Origin of the sequence: Porifericola rhodea, from assembly GCF_030506305.1 — a bacterium.
Taxonomy (GTDB): Bacteria; Bacteroidota; Bacteroidia; order Cytophagales; family Cyclobacteriaceae; genus Catalinimonas; species Catalinimonas rhodea.
Genome location: NZ_CP119421.1, coordinates 4,780,009 through 4,802,542, shown reverse-complemented (window position 1 = coordinate 4,802,542; position 22,534 = coordinate 4,780,009). Strand labels below are relative to the sequence as shown.

At 40.7% G+C, this 22,534-nt stretch carries 20 protein-coding genes; 5 read left to right on the top strand and 15 right to left on the bottom strand.

The genetic code is table 11. The features are described from left to right. Positions 1 to 4: 4 nt before the first annotated feature. The 4 genes from PZB74_RS19710 to PZB74_RS19695 all read right to left on the bottom strand — a co-directional run bounded on the left by PZB74_RS19710 (position 5) and on the right by PZB74_RS19695 (position 3,799). Positions 5 to 385, bottom strand: coding sequence for a GreA/GreB family elongation factor (locus PZB74_RS19710; protein ID WP_302238881.1), 381 nt, complete (start codon positions 383 to 385; stop codon positions 5 to 7). Positions 386 to 509: 124 nt separating this feature from the next. Then, entirely contained in the window at positions 510 to 980 is a 471-nt protein-coding gene (locus PZB74_RS19705; RefSeq protein WP_302238880.1) for a hypothetical protein, read from the bottom strand. Between the two features lie 126 nt (positions 981 to 1,106). Beyond that, positions 1,107 to 2,156 carry a response regulator gene (locus PZB74_RS19700; RefSeq protein ID WP_302238879.1) on the bottom strand — a complete coding sequence of 350 codons (1,050 nt, stop codon included), beginning with the start codon at positions 2,154 to 2,156 and terminating at the stop codon, positions 1,107 to 1,109. Further along, positions 2,153 to 3,799 (bottom strand): sensor histidine kinase, encoded by a 1,647-nt coding sequence (locus tag PZB74_RS19695; RefSeq protein WP_302238878.1) that lies wholly within the window; start codon positions 3,797 to 3,799, stop codon positions 2,153 to 2,155. Before PZB74_RS19695 ends, PZB74_RS19700 begins: the two co-directional genes overlap by 4 nt. 212 nt (positions 3,800 to 4,011) lie before the next feature. On the opposite strand from PZB74_RS19695, the gene PZB74_RS19690 reads away from it, so the two are divergent. The 4 genes from PZB74_RS19690 to PZB74_RS19675 all read left to right on the top strand — a co-directional run bounded on the left by PZB74_RS19690 (position 4,012) and on the right by PZB74_RS19675 (position 7,191). Further along, on the top strand, positions 4,012 to 4,368 hold the full coding sequence (locus PZB74_RS19690) for a SpoIIAA family protein (RefSeq protein ID WP_302238877.1): 357 nt from the start codon (positions 4,012 to 4,014) through the stop codon (positions 4,366 to 4,368). 163 nt (positions 4,369 to 4,531) lie between these two features. Continuing rightward, positions 4,532 to 5,407, top strand: a complete 876-nt coding sequence (locus tag PZB74_RS19685) for an AraC family transcriptional regulator (RefSeq protein ID WP_302238876.1) — start codon at positions 4,532 to 4,534, stop codon at positions 5,405 to 5,407. Between the two features lie 108 nt (positions 5,408 to 5,515). After that, complete coding sequence (locus tag PZB74_RS19680; protein ID WP_302238875.1) at positions 5,516 to 6,367, top strand: SDR family oxidoreductase; 852 nt, start codon at positions 5,516 to 5,518, stop codon at positions 6,365 to 6,367. Positions 6,368 to 6,432: 65 nt separating this feature from the next. Then, positions 6,433 to 7,191, top strand: coding sequence for a siderophore-interacting protein (locus tag PZB74_RS19675; RefSeq protein ID WP_302238874.1), 759 nt, complete (start codon positions 6,433 to 6,435; stop codon positions 7,189 to 7,191). Between the two features lie 121 nt (positions 7,192 to 7,312). On the opposite strand, the gene PZB74_RS19670 is transcribed toward PZB74_RS19675, so the two are convergent. From PZB74_RS19670 to PZB74_RS19630, 9 genes are all read right to left on the bottom strand, one after another. Next, positions 7,313 to 8,767 (bottom strand): RagB/SusD family nutrient uptake outer membrane protein, encoded by a 1,455-nt coding sequence (locus tag PZB74_RS19670; protein ID WP_302238873.1) that lies wholly within the window; start codon positions 8,765 to 8,767, stop codon positions 7,313 to 7,315. 10 nt (positions 8,768 to 8,777) lie between these two features. After that, the gene (locus PZB74_RS19665) at positions 8,778 to 11,918 is read right to left on the bottom strand and encodes a SusC/RagA family TonB-linked outer membrane protein (RefSeq protein WP_302238872.1); all 3,141 of its coding nucleotides are present in this window, start codon (positions 11,916 to 11,918) and stop codon (positions 8,778 to 8,780) included. A gap of 170 nt (positions 11,919 to 12,088) precedes the next feature. Next, positions 12,089 to 12,517, bottom strand: coding sequence for a hypothetical protein (locus PZB74_RS19660; RefSeq protein ID WP_302238871.1), 429 nt, complete (start codon positions 12,515 to 12,517; stop codon positions 12,089 to 12,091). A gap of 221 nt (positions 12,518 to 12,738) precedes the next feature. Then, the gene (locus PZB74_RS19655) at positions 12,739 to 13,056 is read right to left on the bottom strand and encodes a hypothetical protein (protein ID WP_302238870.1); all 318 of its coding nucleotides are present in this window, start codon (positions 13,054 to 13,056) and stop codon (positions 12,739 to 12,741) included. A gap of 265 nt (positions 13,057 to 13,321) precedes the next feature. Further along, positions 13,322 to 13,798, bottom strand: coding sequence for a DUF4625 domain-containing protein (locus PZB74_RS19650; protein WP_302238869.1), 477 nt, complete (start codon positions 13,796 to 13,798; stop codon positions 13,322 to 13,324). An 82-nt stretch (positions 13,799 to 13,880) separates the two neighbouring features. Continuing rightward, entirely contained in the window at positions 13,881 to 14,831 is a 951-nt protein-coding gene (locus PZB74_RS19645; protein WP_302238868.1) for a DUF4625 domain-containing protein, read from the bottom strand. A gap of 67 nt (positions 14,832 to 14,898) precedes the next feature. Further along, positions 14,899 to 15,708 (bottom strand): DUF4625 domain-containing protein, encoded by an 810-nt coding sequence (locus PZB74_RS19640; RefSeq protein WP_302238867.1) that lies wholly within the window; start codon positions 15,706 to 15,708, stop codon positions 14,899 to 14,901. Between the two features lie 2 nt (positions 15,709 to 15,710). Beyond that, positions 15,711 to 18,116 carry a TonB-dependent receptor gene (locus tag PZB74_RS19635; RefSeq protein WP_302238866.1) on the bottom strand — a complete coding sequence of 802 codons (2,406 nt, stop codon included), beginning with the start codon at positions 18,114 to 18,116 and terminating at the stop codon, positions 15,711 to 15,713. A 160-nt stretch (positions 18,117 to 18,276) separates the two neighbouring features. After that, the gene (locus PZB74_RS19630; RefSeq protein WP_302238865.1) at positions 18,277 to 18,645 is read right to left on the bottom strand and encodes a hypothetical protein; all 369 of its coding nucleotides are present in this window, start codon (positions 18,643 to 18,645) and stop codon (positions 18,277 to 18,279) included. Positions 18,646 to 19,240: 595 nt separating this feature from the next. On the opposite strand from PZB74_RS19630, the gene pta reads away from it, so the two are divergent. Next, positions 19,241 to 21,358, top strand: a complete 2,118-nt coding sequence (gene pta, locus PZB74_RS19625; RefSeq protein WP_302238864.1) for a phosphate acetyltransferase — start codon at positions 19,241 to 19,243, stop codon at positions 21,356 to 21,358. A 72-nt stretch (positions 21,359 to 21,430) separates the two neighbouring features. Here pta and PZB74_RS19620 read toward each other — a convergent pair whose 3' ends face one another. Both PZB74_RS19620 and PZB74_RS19615 read right to left on the bottom strand, forming a co-directional pair. Continuing rightward, positions 21,431 to 21,856, bottom strand: coding sequence for a DUF6691 family protein (locus tag PZB74_RS19620; protein ID WP_302238863.1), 426 nt, complete (start codon positions 21,854 to 21,856; stop codon positions 21,431 to 21,433). A 94-nt stretch (positions 21,857 to 21,950) separates the two neighbouring features. Further along, positions 21,951 to 22,532, bottom strand: a complete 582-nt coding sequence (locus tag PZB74_RS19615; RefSeq protein WP_302238862.1) for a YeeE/YedE family protein — start codon at positions 22,530 to 22,532, stop codon at positions 21,951 to 21,953. Positions 22,533 to 22,534: the final 2 nt, after the last annotated feature.

Genomic DNA, 22,534 nt, shown 5'->3' with positions numbered 1-22,534 from the left:
ACCTTTAAGAGTTGGTAACGCGCAAAACTTTGTAGCGCCTTATGGTTCCTATCAATTCCCACTCTATGGTGTCACCCTCCCGATAGCCAAGCAGAGCTAAAGCCAAGGGAGAAAAAATTGAAATTTTGTTAAGTTTTGGACTAACCTCTTTGGGAAGTACTAACTGTGCTTTTATCTCTTTACCCAGAGTTTTTTCATATAGAAGTACCTCAGAGTTTAGTCCAATAAGGCCGGGAGGGGTTTTGTCTCCGTCCACAATCTTGGCCTCATGTAGCTCTTTAGCCAGCCTGAGCATGGAATAACTTGATGCCTTTTTAGGGTTATGATGAATGTAATTAGTCATGAGATCATAATCTCTGGAAGTCACTACAATCTTTTTTTCCATAATCGTCTTGCTTAAAGTTTGATTTTCATCCTCTGGCGAAGGGATAGGTAGCTAATGACTGTAAAAAATCGCCTTACTATTGCTTTTTTAACTATACTCTGGCGCTATTAGAAGCGCAGGCAAATTATGTAGACGTATAGCCGTCCCGTTTTTGTATATCAGCGTAGCGCCAGGCAAAGATGATGATCTTACCCTGCTTCAGAGATCGTAAATAGTGCTTACTTTGTTTATTGCTTAATCCGTAAGCGTGCAGTATTCCCTGCAAGCTACCTTCAATTGAACCCAGGGCTTTGCCGTCTATCTTCTCCAGCAGGAGGGATGACAGTGAGCCCGTAACATAAACCTGACCTATATCTGAAATATTAATAAGCTCAGTCTTATGCCCGGCCTTTACGCTGATTTCTTCTATATTCTGCTTCAGTACTTCGTTTTGGAGCACAGAAGCTTTATATAAAAAAGACAAATGTTGTTGTGCGGTAAACTGCTGCTCTTCTTTCAACAGGGCTTCTCCCTCAGCAAAAGAGTTACATGCCCTTATGAAAAGCTGAATCCTCAAGGGCTTTTCAGGTATCTGATGATAAGTTTCGCTTTGCATGTCTACTGCTTAATTCAAGTCTACACACAAAGAAAAGAGCTAATGCAATACTAATAAATGACGATAGTCTGAAGATTTCGGTGACTTTTGTCATCTGGCAAGAAGCAGAATATGTATATGTAGCGTTTACATCTTTACCCTCATAAGCCCTTCGGTACTAAGAATTCTAATAAACTTTCGCTCAATAGCAATGAGGCCTTCATCTTTAAAATCTGCCAGGGTACGTATTACGGTCTCTTTTACAGTACCTATTAGTCCGGCAAGATCCTCTCTGCTTATGGCAATGCCTTCGTTGTAGGGGGCTTTCTCATTAAGCTTAAGCAGGGCCTCGGCTACTCTCTGCCGTACCGAATGATATGATACCTGTAGTAGCTGTTCCTCCCTTTCCAAAAGGTTGTTAGACAGCATTTTAATAAATTTGTTAGCGATCTTGTGGTTGTAGTGAATAAGCTGGTAAAAGTCAGATTTAGGGATAAGGCAAAGCTCAGACTCTTCCATAGTAATTGCGGTTTCGGTATAGGTTTCTTTACTGCTCAGCAGGGGCATGTAGCCAAAAAACTCACCTTCCTGATAGATGCTGGTAATAAATTCTTTACCATCTTCTGTGGTTTTATAGGTCTTAACCTTACCCTTATTAACAAAGAAAATGGTTTCGGTTTTATTTCCTTCCTGAAACAGAATTCTCTTCTTTTTGTAGGTACGGATTTTTCTTTCTTTAGAGAGAGTTTTAAGCTCTTCTAAAGTGCCCGCTTCGCTATAGATAGCCTCTATACCACCTAGTGAGGTCTGGCTTTCGGACTGCATCATTTCGTTTTTTTTCAAACGGCTTTCTACGGCGTTTAGCAGTTCCATTTCTTCAAAAGGCTTGGTAAGGTAATCATCGGCACCCAGGTTCATACCTCTTCTGATATCTGTTTTTTCTGCTTTAGCAGTCAGAAATATGAAAGGAATACGCGCGGTTTCCGGTTTTTTGCTTAGAATATGAAGTACTCCATAGCCATCTAGCCCGGGCATCATGATATCGCAAATGATAAGGTCTGGCTGTACTTCAATAACCTTACGGATGCCCTCCTTACCATTTTCTGCCGTACTTACATCGTAATTGGCTAGCTCCAGTATATCAGCAGTAGTTTCTCTAACATCCTGATTATCTTCTATCAATATGATTTTCTTCATGTCGGTCTCTCTAGAGGTAAAGAAATGGTAAAAGTGGTACCCTGCTCCAGCTTACTTTTAAAAGTAATTTTGCCATTCATCAGGGCTATGTATTTCTGAACGATGGGCAGGCCTAAACCAGTACCTTCTATATTGGTAACATTACGAGCCCTGAAGAAAAGGTTAAAGAGATTTTTTTGTTCATCTTCCGGTATACCTATGCCTTCGTCTGCTACCACAACACTAAGTGCACCTTCCTGAGATTGAATTTTAATGTACACATTCTTATGCGGTGGCGAATATTTAAGGGCGTTGGATAAAAGGTTGAGAAATACGTTTCGGGTAAACTGGGGGTCAAGAAAAACGGGTATTGAGTGCATTTCTGACTGTAGTAAAACCTTTTGACCTTCTTTTCTAACATGTTGCAACTCCTGAATAATGCTGTTCAAAAATTTAATCAGGTCAAACTGCTCTTTCTTCATCTGTACTTCGCCTTCTTCCAGTTTACCAATAGACAAGAACTCATTCAGAATATCTACCAGATTCTTAACGCTGGACTTGATCCGCTCAACATTTCTAAGTCTTTTGTCCTCTTTTCCGGCCTCGTTCTGCCTGGCAATAAGGTTGGCAGAGGAAAGTATAGTACTCAGCGGAGTTCTGAACTCATGAGAAGCCATAGACACAAAGCGCGACTTAAGCTCGCTTAACTCCCTTTCTTTTTTTAGAGCCTTTAGCATCTTAAGCTCAGTTCGCTTTTGCTCAGAGATGTTGGTAAAGACAAACATAACCAGGTTTACACCTAGCTGCCCATCTTCCAGCGGCATGGTATTGACTTTATAATTGTTATTTCGGTGCCTGATTTCGTATGAGTAATGCCCACCCGCAAAAGTCTGATAGGCGTAGCCGCTCATTTGCTTTTTCCATTGCTCGGAGAAGGTGTGTACTTCTTCAATGGAGAGACCCTCTACCCGCTGCTTGTCCAAACCTATTTTTTGGAGTTCCTCACCATCTAGAAATACGATGCGGTGCTCCCGGTTAATGACTACTATCATCACTTTAGGAAAATAGCGCGCAATAGCTACATAAAGCGCATAGTTTTTCTTGGCCTGAGCATCAGCCAACTGAGTTTCGTGCATCTGGTATTCCAGCGATAGGTTGGTTTCTACCAGTTTTTTTACCATTGCGCTAAGTTCACGGGTACGCTCGCTAACTTTTCTTTCCAATTCTTCCGTGTAATTGCGTAGCCTTCCATCTTCCGCCTCTGGAATGGTGTTCATCTGGCTGATGGCTCCCTGACTTCTCGCGTGCAGGTCTATGTAGTATAGCGCAAAATTACGATCTGCTGTAGGAGGAATTTGGTGTAGCAAGAGCTTTATCTTTCCGCGATGGGCATGCAGGCCGTAGGTTTCGTATGGGATGGATGTGGCCGCTTTTAGCCCCTCTAAGCCAGCATGTTCTACTTCTGGCATTAGCTGAAGAATTGTTTTTTGAAGAAGTTCTTCCGGTGAATAGCCAAACAGCTCAGCAGCCCGTTCGTTCGCTTTTATCAGCTTACCTTCCAGATCACTAAGCAGCACTGCTTGTGGAGCATAGGCAAACACACTTTCCAGCAAGGTGTTTTCGTATGTCTTTTCTGTAGGGTCTGTAGCTTTATGTACTCTCATAGATGTAGATGCTAATTTTTGGAGGATAGTAAGAATGACTTCAGTTTTAAATGACTTAAATCATCTTTTGTAGGGGAGAAAAATCATTTTTAGTGATGCCGCACCGCTTTACCTTTGATTTTAACTTGTTCAATATGCTTTCCAAAATACAGTTTATGTAAAATTACTACTAAGAATCCATTTGCTTAACGTTCATCCATAAGGTTTAAGATATGATAGAGGCTTTTAATATGCACAGAGACGATATTGTAGGTTTTCGTATAGATGGTACCATCAGCCAGCTAGACCTGAAGCCCTTGATGAAAGTGCTGAAGGAAAAGCTGAAGCTGTACAATACTTTACGATTGTATGTAGAATACGTAGACCTGAACGGTTTTTCTATCGATACTTTACTGGAAGAGCTTACTTATAATTTTGGAGAGCTGGATAAGTTTGAAAAAGGAGTCATACTAACTGCCACAGATAACATCAGGCAGGCGCACCAACTGGCTCAGTCGGTTGACGGTATTCATCTGAAAAGTTTTCACTACTCAGAAAGAGATAAAGCCTATCAGTGGATAGAAGAGTAATTTTTTAAGTGCTACACTAAGTAGTCTGGTTTGACAGCCCAAAGGAAAGCCATTTATGGCTTTCCTTTTTTTGTTTATATTTCTTAATAAACTTGAATAGCCAACGCCCGTTTGAGAAATAGTAAAAAGATGAAAGATACAGTGATGTGTACCCCCCTTGGCTATGAGCGATATTCCTAAACTCAGGTTTAAAAAAGATTCTGAGCATGCGCTAGAGTTTGAAATTGCTCATTTGTCCAAACTATTTCGGCAAAAATATGAAGATCATGATCCTTTTAAATCTCATCGGTTAAATTTTTATGCTATCATACTTGTCACTGAGGGAGCAGCAGGAGAGCACTTAATTGACTTTAAACCTTATACATTTCAGAAAGGAAGTCTCATATTTATTGCAAAGGAACAGGTGCACGCTTTTTCTTCTTTAAAAAACAACGGTGGCTATATCATTTTCTTTACTGATCATTTCCTGAGCAAGAGTGTGGTTAGCAAAGATGCCATCTTTCTTCAGCAACTTTTTAGCTACCAACTCTACCATCCGATAGTCAGGCTGAAAGAAGAGGAACTTAATGAGTTTGAAACTTTGGTAATAATGGCGAAGGCAGAAAGTAAACAGAAAGATGACAAAAGCAAGGAAGATATAATGCGTACTTATCTGCATCTGTTGTTACTAAAATCTCAGCGATTGCGACAGGAGTATAACGATACTTCCAAGCCCGCATATTATGCTGATTTTGTGCGATTTCAGCAACTTTTGCTAAACAATTTATATCGTTCTCGGAATGTGAGTTATTATGCAGATCAGCTTAACATGTCTTCTAAAAAACTGAATATGATAAGTAGGGAGATAGTGAATATGAGCGTGAAAGATTATATAGTAGCTTACCTGATTCTTGAGGTAAAAAGGCTACTTGCCAATTCTTCGCTAACTATTAATGAGGTCAGTTATAAAGTGGGTTTCCACGAACCTACCAACTTTGTGAAGTTTGTAAAGAAACATACCAGCCTGACTCCATCTCAGCTAAGGGAAACGCTATATTAACATTGATTTTCCCATTTTTACCATATTTATGCTCAGCATAACCTGCCGCATATACATTTTAGAGCCTACTTTTACCTTTCTAAATTTTGTATATCAAACTTTAAAAAAATGAAAATAGCTGTAACATCTGCCAGCGGACAATTGGGAAAAGCTATTGTTCAATCACTTAAAGTAGTTGCTGGTAAGGAAAATATCGTTGCCATCGCGCGTACTCCCGAAAATGCCAAATCGCTGGGGGTAGAGGTGCGGTCTGGAGACTATAACCATAAAGAAGATTTTGATGAAGCTTTGAAAGGCATAGATACGCTACTGTTGGTATCTGGAAATGGTGAGCCTGAAAAACGTAAACAGCAGCATGCGAATGTAATTGAAGCAGCAAAAAGTGCTGGTGTCAGTAAAATTGTGTATACCAGCATTATTGGCCCCCTGGAAGAATCGGACTTTTCTGTGGTAGTTAAAAGCAACCGTCATACTGAAGATTACCTGAAAAATAGTGGCTTAGACTGGGTCATAGGACGTAATGGCTTGTACCTGGAGCCTGACCTGGAGTATATAGATCAGTACAAAAAAGATGGTAAAATAAGCAACTGTGCTGGCCATGGCAGGTGTGCCTACACAACCCGAACAGAACTGGCTTTCGCGTACGCGAAGATGCTGACTGAGGAAAAACATAATGGTGAAATTTATAATCTGTCTGGCAACCCCATCACACAATACGAACTGGCTGAGTTAATTAATGATGTTTACGGCACCAAGCTTACATATGAGCCTTTAAGTGTACAGGCTTATCGTGAAGAGCGAATTAATGAACTGGGGGAGTTTATGGGCACTATTATCAGTGGAATATACGAGGGAATAAAAAACGGTGGTATGAATGTTAACTCAGATTACTACAAAGCTAGCGGAAGAGAGCATATCTCTATTATAGAAGCAATCCGAAACTATCATGCCAGCAACTAACTAACCCTTAACCATCAAAACACTTTTGAATAGTGATTTTTTTTTGTGCAAGAGAAAGGAAAAAAATGAGTAAAGAAGCAAGATTAATGAGAGGTGTGCTGACTGTTAAGGAAAAAAAATACTTAAGCCCGCACTATATAAGAATTAATTTAGAAGGGGATGACCTCCCTAATTTTAGGAATGCGAAAAAAGGAGAAAACAACAAAATAGTAATTCCCAAGGATAAAGCAGTCCCTTTGAACCTGTCAGGTTTGTCCAGCGGAATTGGTATGGAGGAGGTGCATATCAGAACTTACACAATGCGCGACCTGGACCTGGAAAAAAAGGAGATGACTATTGACTTTGTAGCTCATGGCGAATCAGGTCCGGCCTCTACCTGGGCCATATATGCACAGCCAGGTGATCAGCTTGGTGTACTTATGAAGCAAAGAGAGAAGCAATTGTACTTAGCTGCTGACTGGTACCTCTTTGCTGGGGATCATACTGCTCTGCCAGTGATAAGTGTTATGTTAGAATCTTTACCGTATTCCGCTAAGGGTAAGGCTATTATTGAAGTGTATAGCGAGGAAGATGTCATAAACATGAGCAGTCCTCCTGGAATAGACATACAATGGATATTCAATAGTAGCCCGGGAAAGAAATCCATACTGGCCGGGTATCTTAAAAATCTAGAGTTGCCAGCAGACACTAGCAGATTTGTTTTTGCGGCAGCAGAACAGTCAGCTATTCACGATATTCAGGATTTTCTAAAGAACTCTGCTTTACATAAAAGCGAATGGCAAACCTACTCTTACTGGAAATTTACAGAAGACAAAAATGGATAGCTGAAGCAATTATTAATGATATTTGTTAATTGATAGATGCTGAAACAACTAATTATAGAAGCGGCTAAGGTCTAAAAAAAGCGAAGTGTAAACTTCGCTTTTTTTATTGCCTCTCTATTCTTCAGTAGCCTTCAGTTTGTTGCATACCAGAGGCTTCAATCTCGCTGGCAGGAATAGGATAGATCGTTTTATGCGAAAATGCCTCAATATTGAGATTGCTGGAATTAACACCTGTATTTATATGATCGGACTCAGGCCTCAGGATGTTTTTTCCGGTACGGATGATGTCGTAAATTCCATGACCTTCAAGGGCAAGCTCTCTTCTTCGTTCCTGGGCAATACGTTCTTTAAGAGCATCCTCTGTTTCGCTCGCCTGGTGTGCTTCAAAATTGCTAGTCCTTTTTTTAATAAGGGTATTTAAGTAGCTGAGAGCTTGGATTTGTCCGCCAGTAGCTCCCTGGGCACAGGCTTCAGCAGCTATTAAGTAAACTTCAGACAGACGAATAATCGGTATATTATGAATACTCAGTCCTGAGCCGCCTTCTCTGTTGATGTACTTTACAAAAGCAGTCTGATTGCCTTCCTTATCTTCGGTGAGCAAATTTGCTCTGGGGTCACCTTCATAGGTTTGGAGCAGGTCAACAAAGGTTTGCGTGGCCACTACATCTCCCTGTCCGCCTTCACGGTAGTCAAATTGCGCACCCAGGCCATTGCTTCCCAAAGAGTTTTCACTATCTATGCTTAACTCAAAAAGAGACTCGCTGGTATAGTCATTAAACATATAAGAATTAACATCCATTAAATCAGCCTCACCTTTTACTTCCAGTACTTTTTGAGCGTACAGCAGTGCCTTCTCCCAATCCTGTTTGTATAAATATACTCTGGACAAAAGCGCATAGATCGCTGTTTTGCTAATATACTTACTGCTGCCAGCAGTAAATTCATCCTCCCCTATAATTTCCGAAGCTGCTTCCAGGTCAGTTATGATAAAATCATAAGTATCGCCCAAACTACTTCTTTCCACAACTATATGATTGGTGCTTAGCTTTAGTGGAAGTCCCTGAGCAGTGGCACCTTCTTTTATCCAGGGGTAAGCAAATGTGCGGGCCAGGTCAAAATACACCATGGCTCTTAAGGCCATAGCTTCAGCTTTAATTTGCCTTCTCTTGTTGTCGTTGCCTTCGGCCTGATCTATATTGTCCAGAATGAGATTAAGGTTGCCTATGGCTTTATAGCATTGCAGCCATAAATCATAAGCGCTTCCGTTATTATTACTACTTTCCTCGTATCTGTATTCTGACTGCTCATAGTCTCGTGGATTATAAATGGTCTGCACAAACCTAAAATCTGGACTTTTAACTGCGGCTCGCTTGTATAATACTCGTCCCAGATAAGCTCCTCTGGAAATCTCATTGTACGAACCGGTAAGCAGTCTTTGCAGTTTGTCTACTGAACCTATGACCAAGGATTCTGAGATGACATGATCAGGTGTTTGAGTTAATATATCTTCGCTACAGCTCTGATAAACCAGCAGGCTAGCTACCAGTATGATTTTTATATATTTTGAAAGTTTCATTTGCTGACTGTTATAGTTTGATGTTTAGACCGAGGATGATACTGGATACGGTAGGTACCTGAAAAAAATTAACTCCATCGGCTACTGCTTCAGGGTCATAGTCGTCCAGTTCAGTAAATAACAAGAGGTTATCACCCTGCACATATATTGATCCTCCCTGTATAAATCTATACTGGGGTAGTTTATAGCTCAGCTTGATATTTCTGAATTTTAAGTAGTCAGCATCGTACAAATGCCGTGTAGATACATCATTGGAAAAGCTTGGATTACCATTAATTCTGATGGGGACTGTAGCCTCCGTATTGTTGGGGTTCCAGGGGTTAAGTTGTGCCTGGGTGTTGGAGAATTGAGGGGCATAGCCATCATCATCTCTTTTGAAGGCAGTACGATCGTATGCTTTTCCACCTATACCAAAAGTAAACAAGAAGTCCAGACTGAATTGCTTGTACTGTAACTGATTATGAAAACCACCCTGCATATCCTGAAGAGCATCCCCAAATATACCAAAACCTGCTTCCTCAGCATTGGTAGTCAACTCGCCGGTTCTTTTACCATTTTCTAAAACATAGTACTCCGCGAAACCGGTAGAACTATTGACTCCGGCATAATCTCTGAGGTAGAAAGAATTGATACTTTCACCCACTTTAATAATGCTGGGGTCTTGACCGTATTGAGAATTGTATGAAGGTACCAGATCTGATTTTAGTCTGCTGACCTCATTAGACAAAAATGTCAGGTTAAGTCTGCTATCCCAAGAAAAGTTTGTGCTGGTTATGGGAGTATAACCTAGAGCTAATTCCCACCCCCGGTTTTTCATCTCTCCATAGTTTTGCAACTGATTGGCGAAACCGGTAGTCGCTGAAACAGGAATATTAAGCAAAAGGTCTTTGGTGTGTTTGGCAAAGTACTCCAGAGTAATGTCTACTTTTTTAAATACAATAGCATCAAAGCCAATATTGAAGTTGTTACTTAATTCCCATGACAGATCTGGGTTGGCAAGTTGACCGTACGATAAGCCAGAAGAACCTCCATAAGCTTTTCCATCGGTATTAAAAAAGGCTAACGAAGCATAAAAGTCAGGGGGGAGGTTTCCGTTAGTACCATAACTCGCTCTGAATTTCAGGTAATCAAGCGCATCAAACTGAAGAAACTCTTCTTCTGAAGCTATCCAGCTACCAGATACTGACCAGAAGTCTCCCCAGCGGGTATTTTTCCCAAATCTGGAAGAGCCATCTCTTCTGTAGCTTGCTGCCAGATAGTACTTCTGGTTATAGTTGTAATTGAAGTTAGAGAAATACGATAAAAGAGAATAGTTTTCTGAGTAGCCGGTCCACGACCATAGGGCACCAATACTACTGGAAGATAGCAGCTCACTATCTAAAATATCATAGCCGGAATTATTGATAGAGCTCATGTTGGACACCTGTGACTCAAAGCCCACTAATGCACCGAAGCCATGTTTGGCTAGCTGTCTGTTGTAGTTTAGCAGGTTAGAAGAGGTATACTGAAAGACCTCACTTTGAGCTACATACAACACGCCATTCCAGGTGCCGCCTCCGGCACCAAACTCTTTGTTGTCATATAATGACTCCTCGTTAGCTTGCTGGTCAATGCCAAAGGTAGTTTTAAACTTCAGACTATTCAGTAATCGTAGTTCGGCATGCACATCACCTCGCACTCTAAACTGATGGTTAGCATATTCTCCCACCCTGATTACACCAATAGGGTTTGCGTTTTTTTCAATAGCATTAGGCAAATCTGCAATGCCTTGGTAACCCTCAGGGTCGTAAATTGGAGCAGCAGGAGGCAGCACGCGAGCCATATAAAGAGGATTAAGTCCTCCGGCATATTCTCCATCGTACTGTCCGCTGTTGCGTTCAGATTTTGCCAGAGATAAATTAACTCCCAGCTTAAGCCAGTCTTTGGCCTGATTTTCCAGATTAATTCTGCCGGAATATCTTCGGTAGTCAGACTCTATAATAGTCCCTTCCTGGTTAAAGTACTCTCCGGAAATGAAAAAGCTACTTTTGTCACTACCTCCTCTTGCCGAAAGGTTGTGCTTCTGAAGGGAACCTGAACGGTAAATAGCGTCCAGCCAGTCTGCATTAACTTCAGAAGTACCGTAAATGGCTTCATAGTCACTCTTTGCCTGGTTCTGGTAGTACATCAGGAGGTCAGTATTCTGGTACACGCTAAAAAATTCTCCATTTTCATTATTCTGGATGTACTGGTGCAGTTGCCCTTCCTGCCACAGTTCTCTAAACTGCTGGTTGTTGATCATTTTTTCCTGAGTCAGGTTCTGTGTATATCCGAGCTCAGTATTAAAATTGATTTCCGTATCTCCCTTTTTACCTTTTTTAGTAGTAATAACAATGACCCCATTAGCAGCTCTTGATCCGTAGAGCGAGGCTGCTGCAGCGTCTTTTAGTACAGTAATACTTTCAATATCCTGCGTATTAATGGTAGATAGAGGGTTGGTCTGGTTTACCGCGCCATTGCCTCCAATTCTGGAAGTATTATCGGTATTGATGACCACGCCATCTAAAACATATAGAGGTTGAGATAAACCATTGATTGAGCTTATACCTCTTATCTGAACATTAGAGCTGCCTCCCGGCTGTCCGGAGGCATAAACGTTAACTCCACTTACATTACCCTGTAGAGCAGTCTCAAAACTTGGGTTTACAGTTCTACTTAGCCTTTCTGTCTCTACCTTTTGAGCAGCTCCTGTAAAACTTCTTTTGTTAGATGTTCCGTAAGCGGTAACCACTACCTCATTCAGGCTGGTCGCATCCTCCTTTAAAGTAATATTTAGTGTGGCCCGTCCGTTTACAGCAACTTCCTGGCTGATGTATCCCATATAGGAAATAATCAGAGTAGCATCAGGATTGGTAGGCAAACGAAACTGTCCATCAATATCGCTCACCGTTCCATTGCTGCTGCCTTTTTCTACAATTGTTGCTCCGACAAGTGCTTCTCCACTTTCGTTCAGCACCCATCCGCTGACATCATGCTGCCAGACTGAAGGACTTTCAGCTTTTAATGAGTGATTGTTGAGTATAAGAAAAACAAAACTGAGCAGAAAAACTGCTGTTTTTATGGTTGATGTGCAAAGAGCATAGCATCTCCAGCACACACTATATAATTGCATGTAAATAGATATTTAGATACATAGAAAGGCTCAGAAGTTTATGATTAGCGTGCCAGTGAGGCAGATACCAGCCATTAAACTAATATGAGCTAGCTAGTTCTATGTGTAATGAGATAATGTATGAGTAAGGGGGTAAGTACACCTGCCAACGGCGCTTACAAAAGAGTTTATCAGTTTTGAAAACTAAATAGACTGGATTTACTGGCTGTTGGGGTGTCTTGCATTAAAGCTTGTATATGGCGTTGAGGGGGATGCAAAATTTCAGAAACGAATAGACTGGTATACAGTTCAGAGTAGCTAGCGTATTCGTAAACTAGATAATTAAAAAGGGGGGTAGAAGTTTTTTGAGAAGGATAAGCATACACGATTGTAAAATCAAAGCTGTAGCTTTTTCCGTTAGCTGGCTTCTCTTTATCTTGATCCTCTTCTTCTGCTACTTGTTTTGCCAGGTAGCACTTGCCATTGCACTGGATAGCAGGCTTATCTCTGTTGATACAAAGGTACTCCACTATATAATCGTAATTGATAGCAAAATCCACTACCGGCCAGATAGGTTTAAAGAGCATGAGTATAGCCAGAAGTGAAATAAGTGCTTTCATTTACGCTGTATTGAGTGGTAAATCTACTAGAGGTATGTCTAAGGAACAAAAAAAAATCATCCTAAGCTCTATAAATTTTCATGGTTTTAGCTAGTACTGATAGGCAGCAGAAGAAGATGATAAATTGAAAATAAGAAGGCTTGTGTGTAGGTTCGAGTCTTTAGTCCAAGGTGTTTAGCTACACTAAGTAAAAGTGATGAACGGGCAGTTTCTAAATCACTTTAAGGTGCATTGTCCAGCTTAGCTGCGCTGTTGCTGTCTTTTTCCTGATTTGTTTTCAGCCAAAGTTCTAGATATTGCTTTTTGTACTTCTCTTGTTTTTGAATGTAGGTCAGAACATACAAAGTGTAGTAATCGGTGGTAGATTTCCAGAACACATTATTATAATTCAAACCTGCACGAATAAGCTCGTGGATGGAGTTTAAAAACTCATCAGTATTATCGTCCAGAGGGGCAAGCACCAAATAGGTGTGCATTGATTTGTTAATATAATCAAAATCGTTTTTGAAGCTCAGGGCTACATCAAGATGAAGTTTCACGCTTAAAAGATTGATTTAATGGACGAGTCACAATCTAATGCTACCTACAGTTTTAAGTATCGTAAAACTACTTAATTACCTGCTGTAAGTGTATAAGCTATATTAACTATAATTACTGGTAATAACAATCTGTAAAATTTCCTAAGTTTATTAAGTTTAGGCAATTAAATTCGGTATATTACAAGTAAGTCTTTTTTTGCATAAGTATATATTTAAGCAATCATAACAAATTTCCCAAGCATGTGTATTCATCATGTCATCATGATTATTCAATCTTGATACTTAGTCCCTTAATGGTTTGCCAGCCTTCTTCGTCAGTCAGCAAAATCATAAAATGATAGTCTCCACTTTCAATATCAGCGGGTATCTCAATTTCCTGTTCCGCCACAAACTCCTGCTGCCCTTCAGGGATATCGTAGTTTTTGATAAATAGAAAGGGATTGTTAGCTTCTTTTTTCGCATCCATATCACAGTCGTTTACTTCTGTACTGTGGGAGTGATGATCAAAATTATGGTGAATGTCTATACTATAGGAGCCCAATTGTACATTGTCTCTAAACAGAGCTTTAAAAGTTATGCTGCTTCCTTTTTTTATGCTACTACACTGTCGGGGGAAAGCATCACTATAGCTGATATCAATTGTTGGGTACTCTGTATCAATGTCTTCCCGCTCCTCACAGCTAAATAATAAAATTGATGAGGATAATAAGCTATATATCAGTAGGTTACTTAGTTTTTTCATTGTTTTTTAGTTCTTAGGGAATGCAATTGAAAAAGAAAGGAAGTACGAGCTGTTTTTGCCCGCACTTCTTATTTGTCCTATGTTAGAAACCTTCCAGATTCAGCTCTAAGTAGTGATGCACACTCATATCATAGGTTGAATTGGTATAAATGACTCCGAAATAATACGCTCCATTTTCCCATTCAATATCACCTTGTATAGGGGTAGGCTGAGGAGTATTATTATCTTCAGAAGCACCAATACTAAACTTTGGGCTTTCACGTTCATAACCACCCTGTCCATCGTAGATAATATTGCCAAATGAGTCTACTTCTTCCTGATCTTTATGTTCAAATTTATCGTAAACAATTACCTTAGAAAAGTCAATGGCATCTACCGTTTCGGGAAGGTGGTTCTGATCCTTTTTAATCAGTACAAGGTAAATCGTGCCATCACCTTTTACATCTTTAATTGTGACATCAGACTTCAGTGTATCGCCCTTTGTAAGTGTTACTCCTTCGGGGTTTTCCAGAGACTCATTCACGAAAAACAAATACGCGTCGTTTTTACTGGTATACCAGGTGTATAGATATGGGTCCACCGGAAGGTTAGCAGGATCTTTAATTTCAAAATCAAAGGTCTCTTCGTATGAGGATCCATTCTCATCATTGACAATCAGGATAAAATCGTAAAAGCCTTCTACTGCGTCTTCAGGAATATCGAAGTGCTTATGAACAGTAGCATTTTTTGCTCCTTTAAATTCTTCCCACGACAGTTCAAATGACCAATCTGCTAAATATTCCTGGTCGGCTCGCTGTACAATTTTAATCAGTACATCTTCAATTTTATCTCCGGCTTCAACTTCAGCATTTAGATGAAAATCTCGTCCAATAACTCCAATTCCATTATTACCAGAACCTATTTCTAACTCGCTGACAGTAGGGGCGGGAGGGGCTGGTTCATCATCCTCTGAGCAGGAAGAAACTATGATTAAGGCAGCCAGACAGATGCTCAAAAGCAATCTGTGCAAGGCAAATGTTTGTGCTAATTTCATATGATGTGTATCAAAATAAATTTGCATCAATTAGTAATCAATCTCATTTTATTTTGAAGTATAAAAATTAAGAAGCGCTCACTTCTATATGAGACTCTATGACTGTGGTATTGCCTTCTTCATCTTCTATGGTAAAGGTAGCATGATACTCACCAGCAGGAGCAGTAGCAGGTACATCAATATGCTCATGAAACTCTACCTCAGTTTCGCCATGGTAGCCATCTTCAAATTCGTTTTCGTAATGCCACTCTACTTCTCCTTCGCCTACCGGTAGATCATGACCGTGGATATCCACTACAATGTGGTGTACGCCATGTACTGCATTAACCATAAACTCGGCATGTATATCGCTGCCTCTTACTACTGACTCATCCATAGAAAAATCGCTGTAGGAAATCAAGTCCATAATTTCCAGCTCTCCTTCGGTCTCAGCGGTGTTTCCAGCATCATCAGTAACTGTTAGAGTGATATGATATTCTCCGGCAGGAATGTTGTCAGGTATGTCTATGTGTTCGTGGAAGGTAGCGTTCTTCACCATATATTTTTCGTCGGTAAAGCTTTGTTCAAAATCCCACTCTTCCTCACCTTCAGCAGGTGTTAGGTCATGTCCGTGAATAGAAACACTGATGCTGCTTACGGTTGCGTCGGCAGCTATGTCTGCTTCCATATGTAGGTCAGAACCCTTGTAAGCTACCTGTCCGGTACCATGATCACTTCCCTGTCCGAACGAGAAATTTGAAATTACCGGGGCTTCCGGACTAGGATCGTCGTCTTCGCTACAGGATACCATAAAAGCCAATACGGCAGTTAATAGCATTACTCTGGACATTGCTCCAGACAAAAATTTGTACATCGTGTTTTCTTGTGTGTTAAGCATGGTTAATTGTTTATAATTGTGAAAGGTATTTTTATGGATAAAATGAAGTTTCTGCCAGGTTCAGGAAGTTCTATAAGCCGGTAAAAACTGTTGTGCTTCATATATTTAGTATTGAGCAAATTCTGTATCTGCAGATTGAGCGCTATTGGCTCATTTTGAAATAATATCTCAGTGCCTGCCTGAATATTCAGTAGCTGATAAGCTGGTGTTTTTTTCTCGGGGGGTACTATGTTATTCTGACGTAAAGCATAGCGGTAGTCTATAGAGAGGTAAGTATGCTGCACGGCCTCACCAGTGTCTGGCGACCAGTTAAGCCCAAATACAACAGAGGGTGGAGGTGAGAAGGGAAGGGTATACCCTTTTTTATCTCCGGAAAGCTGCCGTGCGTACAGGTATTCGCCCAGTACTTCCAGGCTTATGTTTCTGTAGATGGTCCAGTCAAATTCAACTTCAGCACCGTAGCGGACTACCTTACTTTGGGTGTACTCAAACACCTGATTGCCTGCACCGTACAGATAATCATGCTCTGCCGTAGGGTTAAGGTAGATGTAATTAGAAAAATAGTTGAAAAAGGGAGAGACTGATACTGACCATTTCTTCTCCTGCCAGCTTAAGCCAATATCTGCCTGATATGACTGTTCTGGATCCAGGTCTGCATCCCCTCTTTCATAGCTGAAATAATGATAGTTTACGCCATTGGCTCCTAGCTCTTTGGCAATTGGTAGCCGAAAGCTTTTTCCTAAATTTGCCTTTAAATTGAGTTTATTCTCACTGTAGTTAAGTCCCACAGACCAAATCAGGCTATTAAATTCCCGGCTAAGCTCCTGAGCTCTGCTCACTTTTTTAGCTATAAGCTCACCCTCTTCTTCTACCTCAGAAGTAAACCAATCCTGGTAAGGGAACAGCTGTATTTGTCCATAATCGTATCTTAAGGCAGCATGAAACAGAAGGTTTGGTTTCCACTGATACTTATCATAGACAAAAGCACCCCAGCTAGTTTGATTAAATGAAGGTATTAGAAAACTCCATCCGTTAATGATATTCTTCTGATGTTCAGCATTGATACCCCACAGAAGACTGTGTTTGGCTATTATTATATAATCCTTGAAGTTGAGCGTGTAAATGTCTTTTTCAAATTCTCTTTCCAGATCGCTAGGGATAGCCATTTCTTCAGGATAAATGGCTGGCATATAACCGTGGTTTACATAATGATTGTACTCCTGCCTGAAATTCCGTTGATAGCCAAGATCTAGCTCCAGCATATGATCCCCCTCATAGAAGGTGCTCCGATTGGTCATTTTAAAATGACGGGCATTTTGATAGGGGTGAAGGATATCTCTACTAGACCTATCGTGTAGCGCTCTGTCAACACGTCTGGGCTCCAGGCCATGAGCATTGGCAAAAAAGCCAGTTTTGCTAAAGTTACTGCTTAGATATAGGGCAGACTGCCAGTTATCCTGAATATAGCCTACAGTGAAATGAAGGTTGGTTTCTTTACCGGCAGTATTACGCAGTTTTTGCTCATGTAGATCAACCGCAAAATCGTACACATATACTGTATCGGTAGGCACCTGATAGTCGCCATAAGCCTGATGAGATACTCGGGTGTCAAAAAACCAGTAATGGTGTCTTCCATAGAGATTTACAGATGTACCATATAGCTGATTGTTGGTTTTGCAAATGATATCTACTGTTCCACCCAGCGAGTATTTTTCTGGTGCCGGTTTAGGTTGAATATTTATTGCTCCGCTCATAGCATCTGAACCATACATGTATGATGCTGCTCCTTTAATAATTTCTGCCTTGTACAGGGCAAACTGATCTATTTCTAATCCATGATCGGCCCCCCACTGCTGGCCCTGATGTTTAATCCCTTTATCAATGACTACTACCCGATTAAAGCCCAGCCCCCGGATAAGAGGTTTTGACTGTCCGGCACCAATGCCTATCAGGCTCACTCCTGGTATCTTTTCCAGTGAATGCATAAGACTACCACCCAGGTTTCTTCTGATAAAGCTATCATTAACCAGCTCTACGTTTAGTGATTCTTCCTGACGAATTCGCTCCAGGTAAGAGTCATTAACTACTACTTCATCTAGCTGCTGAAGAGAGGGGGATAGCTGTATGTGTAGCGCTTGCTGCAATGTGTCTAAAGACAAAGCCAGCAGCTGCGGAGCAAAACCCACATGGCTAATCATAAGGGTATCCTGCTTAACACCAAGATTGGTGAAGCGAAAAAGCCCCTCATCATTGGTAGTTGTAATTTTATTATTTTTTGCTAGCCTGAGCGTAGCCCCTGCTATGGGACGATCATGCCCATTCAGAATTATCCCCCGGATAGATACAGACTGTGCTGATGTAGCAAATGAGATGCTCATTAACCACATCACGATATAAAGTTTGCGCATAAGGTTAGCTGACTATATAGAGGCAATACCAGCCTGCATTAAGCTGATCACATATATAGATTTACATGAGCTGTAAGGCTGAGATAGCCATACACTATGCCCTTGTGTAGCAGTGTTTTACTGACAAAAGAAATTTGTAAACGAAATAAGAAAGTGTTGTTCAGGCAATAGGAGGCCCACGCAGAGAGGTTCTGTATGCGCTATAAGAGCTTACGGAAAGTAGATGAGTTTGCGTAGCTATAGTATGGAAATGAGCTACAACATCAGGGAGGTAAATCACTGATGACTGATGCGGCTTAACCCATTCGGACTGAAAATCACAATCTTCACCAGCAAAAATATGAGTCTGGTGTTCGCAACCACTGCTGGTATCCTGATGAAATACTGTACGATGGCAGGGATCTAGCTCCTGTTCAGGGGAGTGGTGCTCCGTTTCCTCATGATTATGAACTGCCTGGTGAATGAGGTCAGGACCAATATTACCACCGATATAAAGAATGAGCAGCAATACACTTAACAGCGTTTGCATTGTCAAACCCTTAGTTTTGCTACTTTTGTTATTGTTATGTATTGGTCCTTTCATAACAATTGGCAAGCTAAATACAGCTTGGTTTAATTGCAACAATATTGCAATTAAGTTTAAGTGAGAGTTCTCAATTAGTCAATACTGCCAGATTCTACCCGTATAATTCGTAACTGAAAATTATGTGAATCCGGTAGGGATGTAGCAGTACACCTTCACAAAGAAGTAATGTACTAATCAACTACCAGAGCTATCTTACTACATTACCTGTTTTAAATATACCCTTTGTCGTATTAGCATTTGAACAGCATTTCCAAGCCCATACAGTTAAACTTTGGGCTATCCTATAATTTAGTGTTTGTTGGAGTTAGATTCTAATGACATTAAAAACAAAGTCTGTAACACTAAAGAAAGAATCTTAGTTACTCTGGATAGTAACAGCCGTGGTATAAATTAATGTGTAAGTGAAATTACTTTTAAGGCAAAAACTATTAAACTGCACCCTCAATAAAGAATGTTAAACAGAGTCTTTACTTTTTTACTGCTCATAGATCGCAAACTGTAAAATCCATTTTTAAATTTTTTATCAACTGACATCCGTATGGCAAGTTCAATATATCTGGCTACTTCTGAAGCTCACTGCGGCAAATCTTTGGTTTGCCTGGGTATCATGGAAATGGTACTGAGAAAAACAGAAAGGGTAGGGGTATTCCGCCCCATCATTAGTGGTAAAAGAAACCAGAGGGACAAGAACATAGATCTAATACTAAGACACTTTAATCTGGATATCGCTTACGAAGATACTTTTGCCTTTACCCGAAAAGAAGCCCGCGAGCTTATGCTGGACGGACAGTATAACAAATTGCTTAACCGGGTGATTGAGAAGTACAAATCTCTGGAAAGTAAATGTGATTTTGTGCTTTGTGAGGGTACCGATTTTAGCGATGAGAGTTCTACTTTTGATTTTGATATCAATGTTGATATTGCCAAAAACCTGGGCTGCCCGGTAATGATACTAGGAAGAGGCGATATGGACCGTGAGCTAGAAGAGGTGATTAGCCCGGTTCGTTTGTCGTACGAGCGCTTTGCAGAAAAAGAATGTGAAATTCTGGGTATTATCATTAACCGGGTGCGTACTGCGCTGGCACATGAGCTGCTTCTGGAGGTACGCAATACCTTGAAAGACAAGGAGCTTCTGGTATCGGTAATACCTGAAAATATAGTACTGCAAAGCCCTACCTTGCGAGAGATTGCCGAACATCTGGAGGCTGATATTTTATATGGCGGTGATTTGATGGAAAAACAGGCCTATCGCTATTCTGTTGCGGCAATGCAGTTGCAAAATTACCTGTCTCATGTTACCGAAAATTGTCTGGTAATCACGCCCGGCGATCGTGGAGATATCATTTTAAGTGCCCTACAAGCTCATCAGTCACAGAACTATCCACCCATCAGTGGTATACTGATGACTACCAGCCTTTTACCTGAAAATTCAATAAAGCGATTGCTGGATGGTTTGCCTAATCTGGTACCGATTTTATCGGTAGAGCACAATACGTATAATACTGTAGCCAAATTAGGTACTTTAACGTCTTACATTACCCCGGAGAACCACACCAAAATCACCATTAGCAAAAAGCTTTTTGAAAAGTATGTGGATACGGTTTCTCTACAGCAGAAAATTAGTAATGTTAAGGCAAGAGGTATTACTCCCAAAATGTTTCAGTACAATCTGGTGCAGAAAGCAAAAGCTGCCAGAAAGCATATTGTATTGCCTGAGGGTAATGATGAGCGTATCTTAAAAGCTGCGGAAATACTTATAGAACAGGATATTGTAAAGCTGACTATATTAGGAAAGCCAGAAGAGGTGAAAAATACGATAGCGCGTCATGGCATTCGTATTGATACAGATTTGGTGCCTATAGTTGACCCAGCGCAGTCTGATTATCTGGAAGGTTTTATTGACCGTTATGTGGAGATCAGAAAAAGTAAAGGTGCTACACGCGATAACGCACGTGATGCACTGGTTGACGTCTCTTATTTTGGTACGATGATGGTTCTTGAAGGTCTGGCAGATGGAATGGTTTCCGGAGCAGCACATACCACCCAGCATACCATTCGTCCGGCATTTCAACTTATTAAAACCAAGCCCGATGTATCTATTGTATCTTCTGTTTTTTTTATGGCCTTAGAGGATCGGGTGTTAGTCTATGGTGACTGTGCAATAAACCCCAGCCCAAATGCGGAGCAGCTGGCCGAAATTGCTATCTCTTCTGCCGATACCAGCAAGGCTTTTGACATAGAACCAAAAGTAGCTTTGCTGTCTTACTCTTCTGGAGAGTCTGGCAAGGGCGAAGAGGTAGAGAAAGTGCGCAAGGCCACTAAATTAGTAAAAGAAAAACGACCGGATCTTAAAGTAGAAGGACCAATTCAGTATGATGCGGCGGTAGATAAAGAAGTAGGCACTAAAAAGATGCCTGAGTCTGAAGTAGCAGGCAACGCCAGCGTGCTGATCTTCCCGGATCTAAATACAGGAAACAACACTTACAAAGCGGTACAAAGAGAGACCGGGGCAATTGCTATAGGTCCAATTTTGCAAGGGCTGCGTAAGCCTGTAAATGATCTGAGCCGTGGCTGTACTGTTACAGATATTGTAAATACAGTAGTGATTACTGCTATTCAGGCACAAAAGATGAGCGTACCTACCGACAAAGACTAATTATATAAGATTTAATATAGACCTGGCCTAATGAGATAAGCCAGGTCATAATTTATTTTACAAAAGCTGCTTTTAGTTGGGCAGCTTATGGCTAAAACGTCCGTATACCCAGGTACCTGCAATGGCACTTAGCAGGGTTACAATAATTACCGAATAACCACTGCCAATCTGTGCAAAGAGTGGTCCCGGACAAGCTCCGGTTATAGCCCAGCCTAATCCGAAGATAAAGCCTCCAATAATCTGACCTTTGCGAAACTCTTTATCCTTCAGGACTATCTTTTCACCGTGAATCGTTTTGATGTTAAACCGTTTGATAAGCTGTATGGAAATTATGCCAGTAATAATTGCTGAACCTATTACTCCATACATATGAAAAGACTGTAATCTGAACATTTCCTGTATTCTGTACCAGGAAATTACCTCTGCTTTTACAAAAACAATCCCGAAAAAAATACCCACCAGCATATATTTAAACAGGCTGGCTAAGCTTTCTTCCATGTTTTGTTTGTTAGATGCGTCGCTGCGTATACTTTGTGTATTCTTTATGGTTGAATTCATTTTTTATTCTTCTATTAAAAGTTATAATCTATGTTTAGAAGCCAACCCATTGCATAATCAGTGGCATCAGCAGATGGGTCATTACAAAACCACCAATCATAAAAAAGGCAGTGGCCACTACTGAAGGCCATTGTAAGTTACTTATACCCATAATGGCATGGCCAGAAGTACAACCTCCGGCATAGCGGGTACCAAAGCCTACCATAAAACCTCCGATGACGAAAAACACTAGCCCTTTAGCGGTAAATAGGTTCTCCCAGCTGAAGATTTCTGATGGTAAAAGATTTTTATATTCAGTGATCCCTAAGGCTGCCAGGTCAGCTTGTGTAGCTTCTGCAACTACAATAGCATGAGGGTTGGCAAGTAAAAAGCTTGCTATAAAACCTCCTATAACTATGCCCAATACAAACATCATATTCCACATTTCTTTTTTCCAGTTATAACTGAAAAACGGAATTTTTGCAGGTACACAGGCGGCACAAACATGCCGGAGTGAAGAGGATATTCCAAAAGATTTATTTCCAATAATTAACAATATAGGTACCGTTAGTCCAATTAATGGTCCGGCTACATACCAGGGCCAGGGTTGTGATATCCATTCATGAAATTGATTCATTT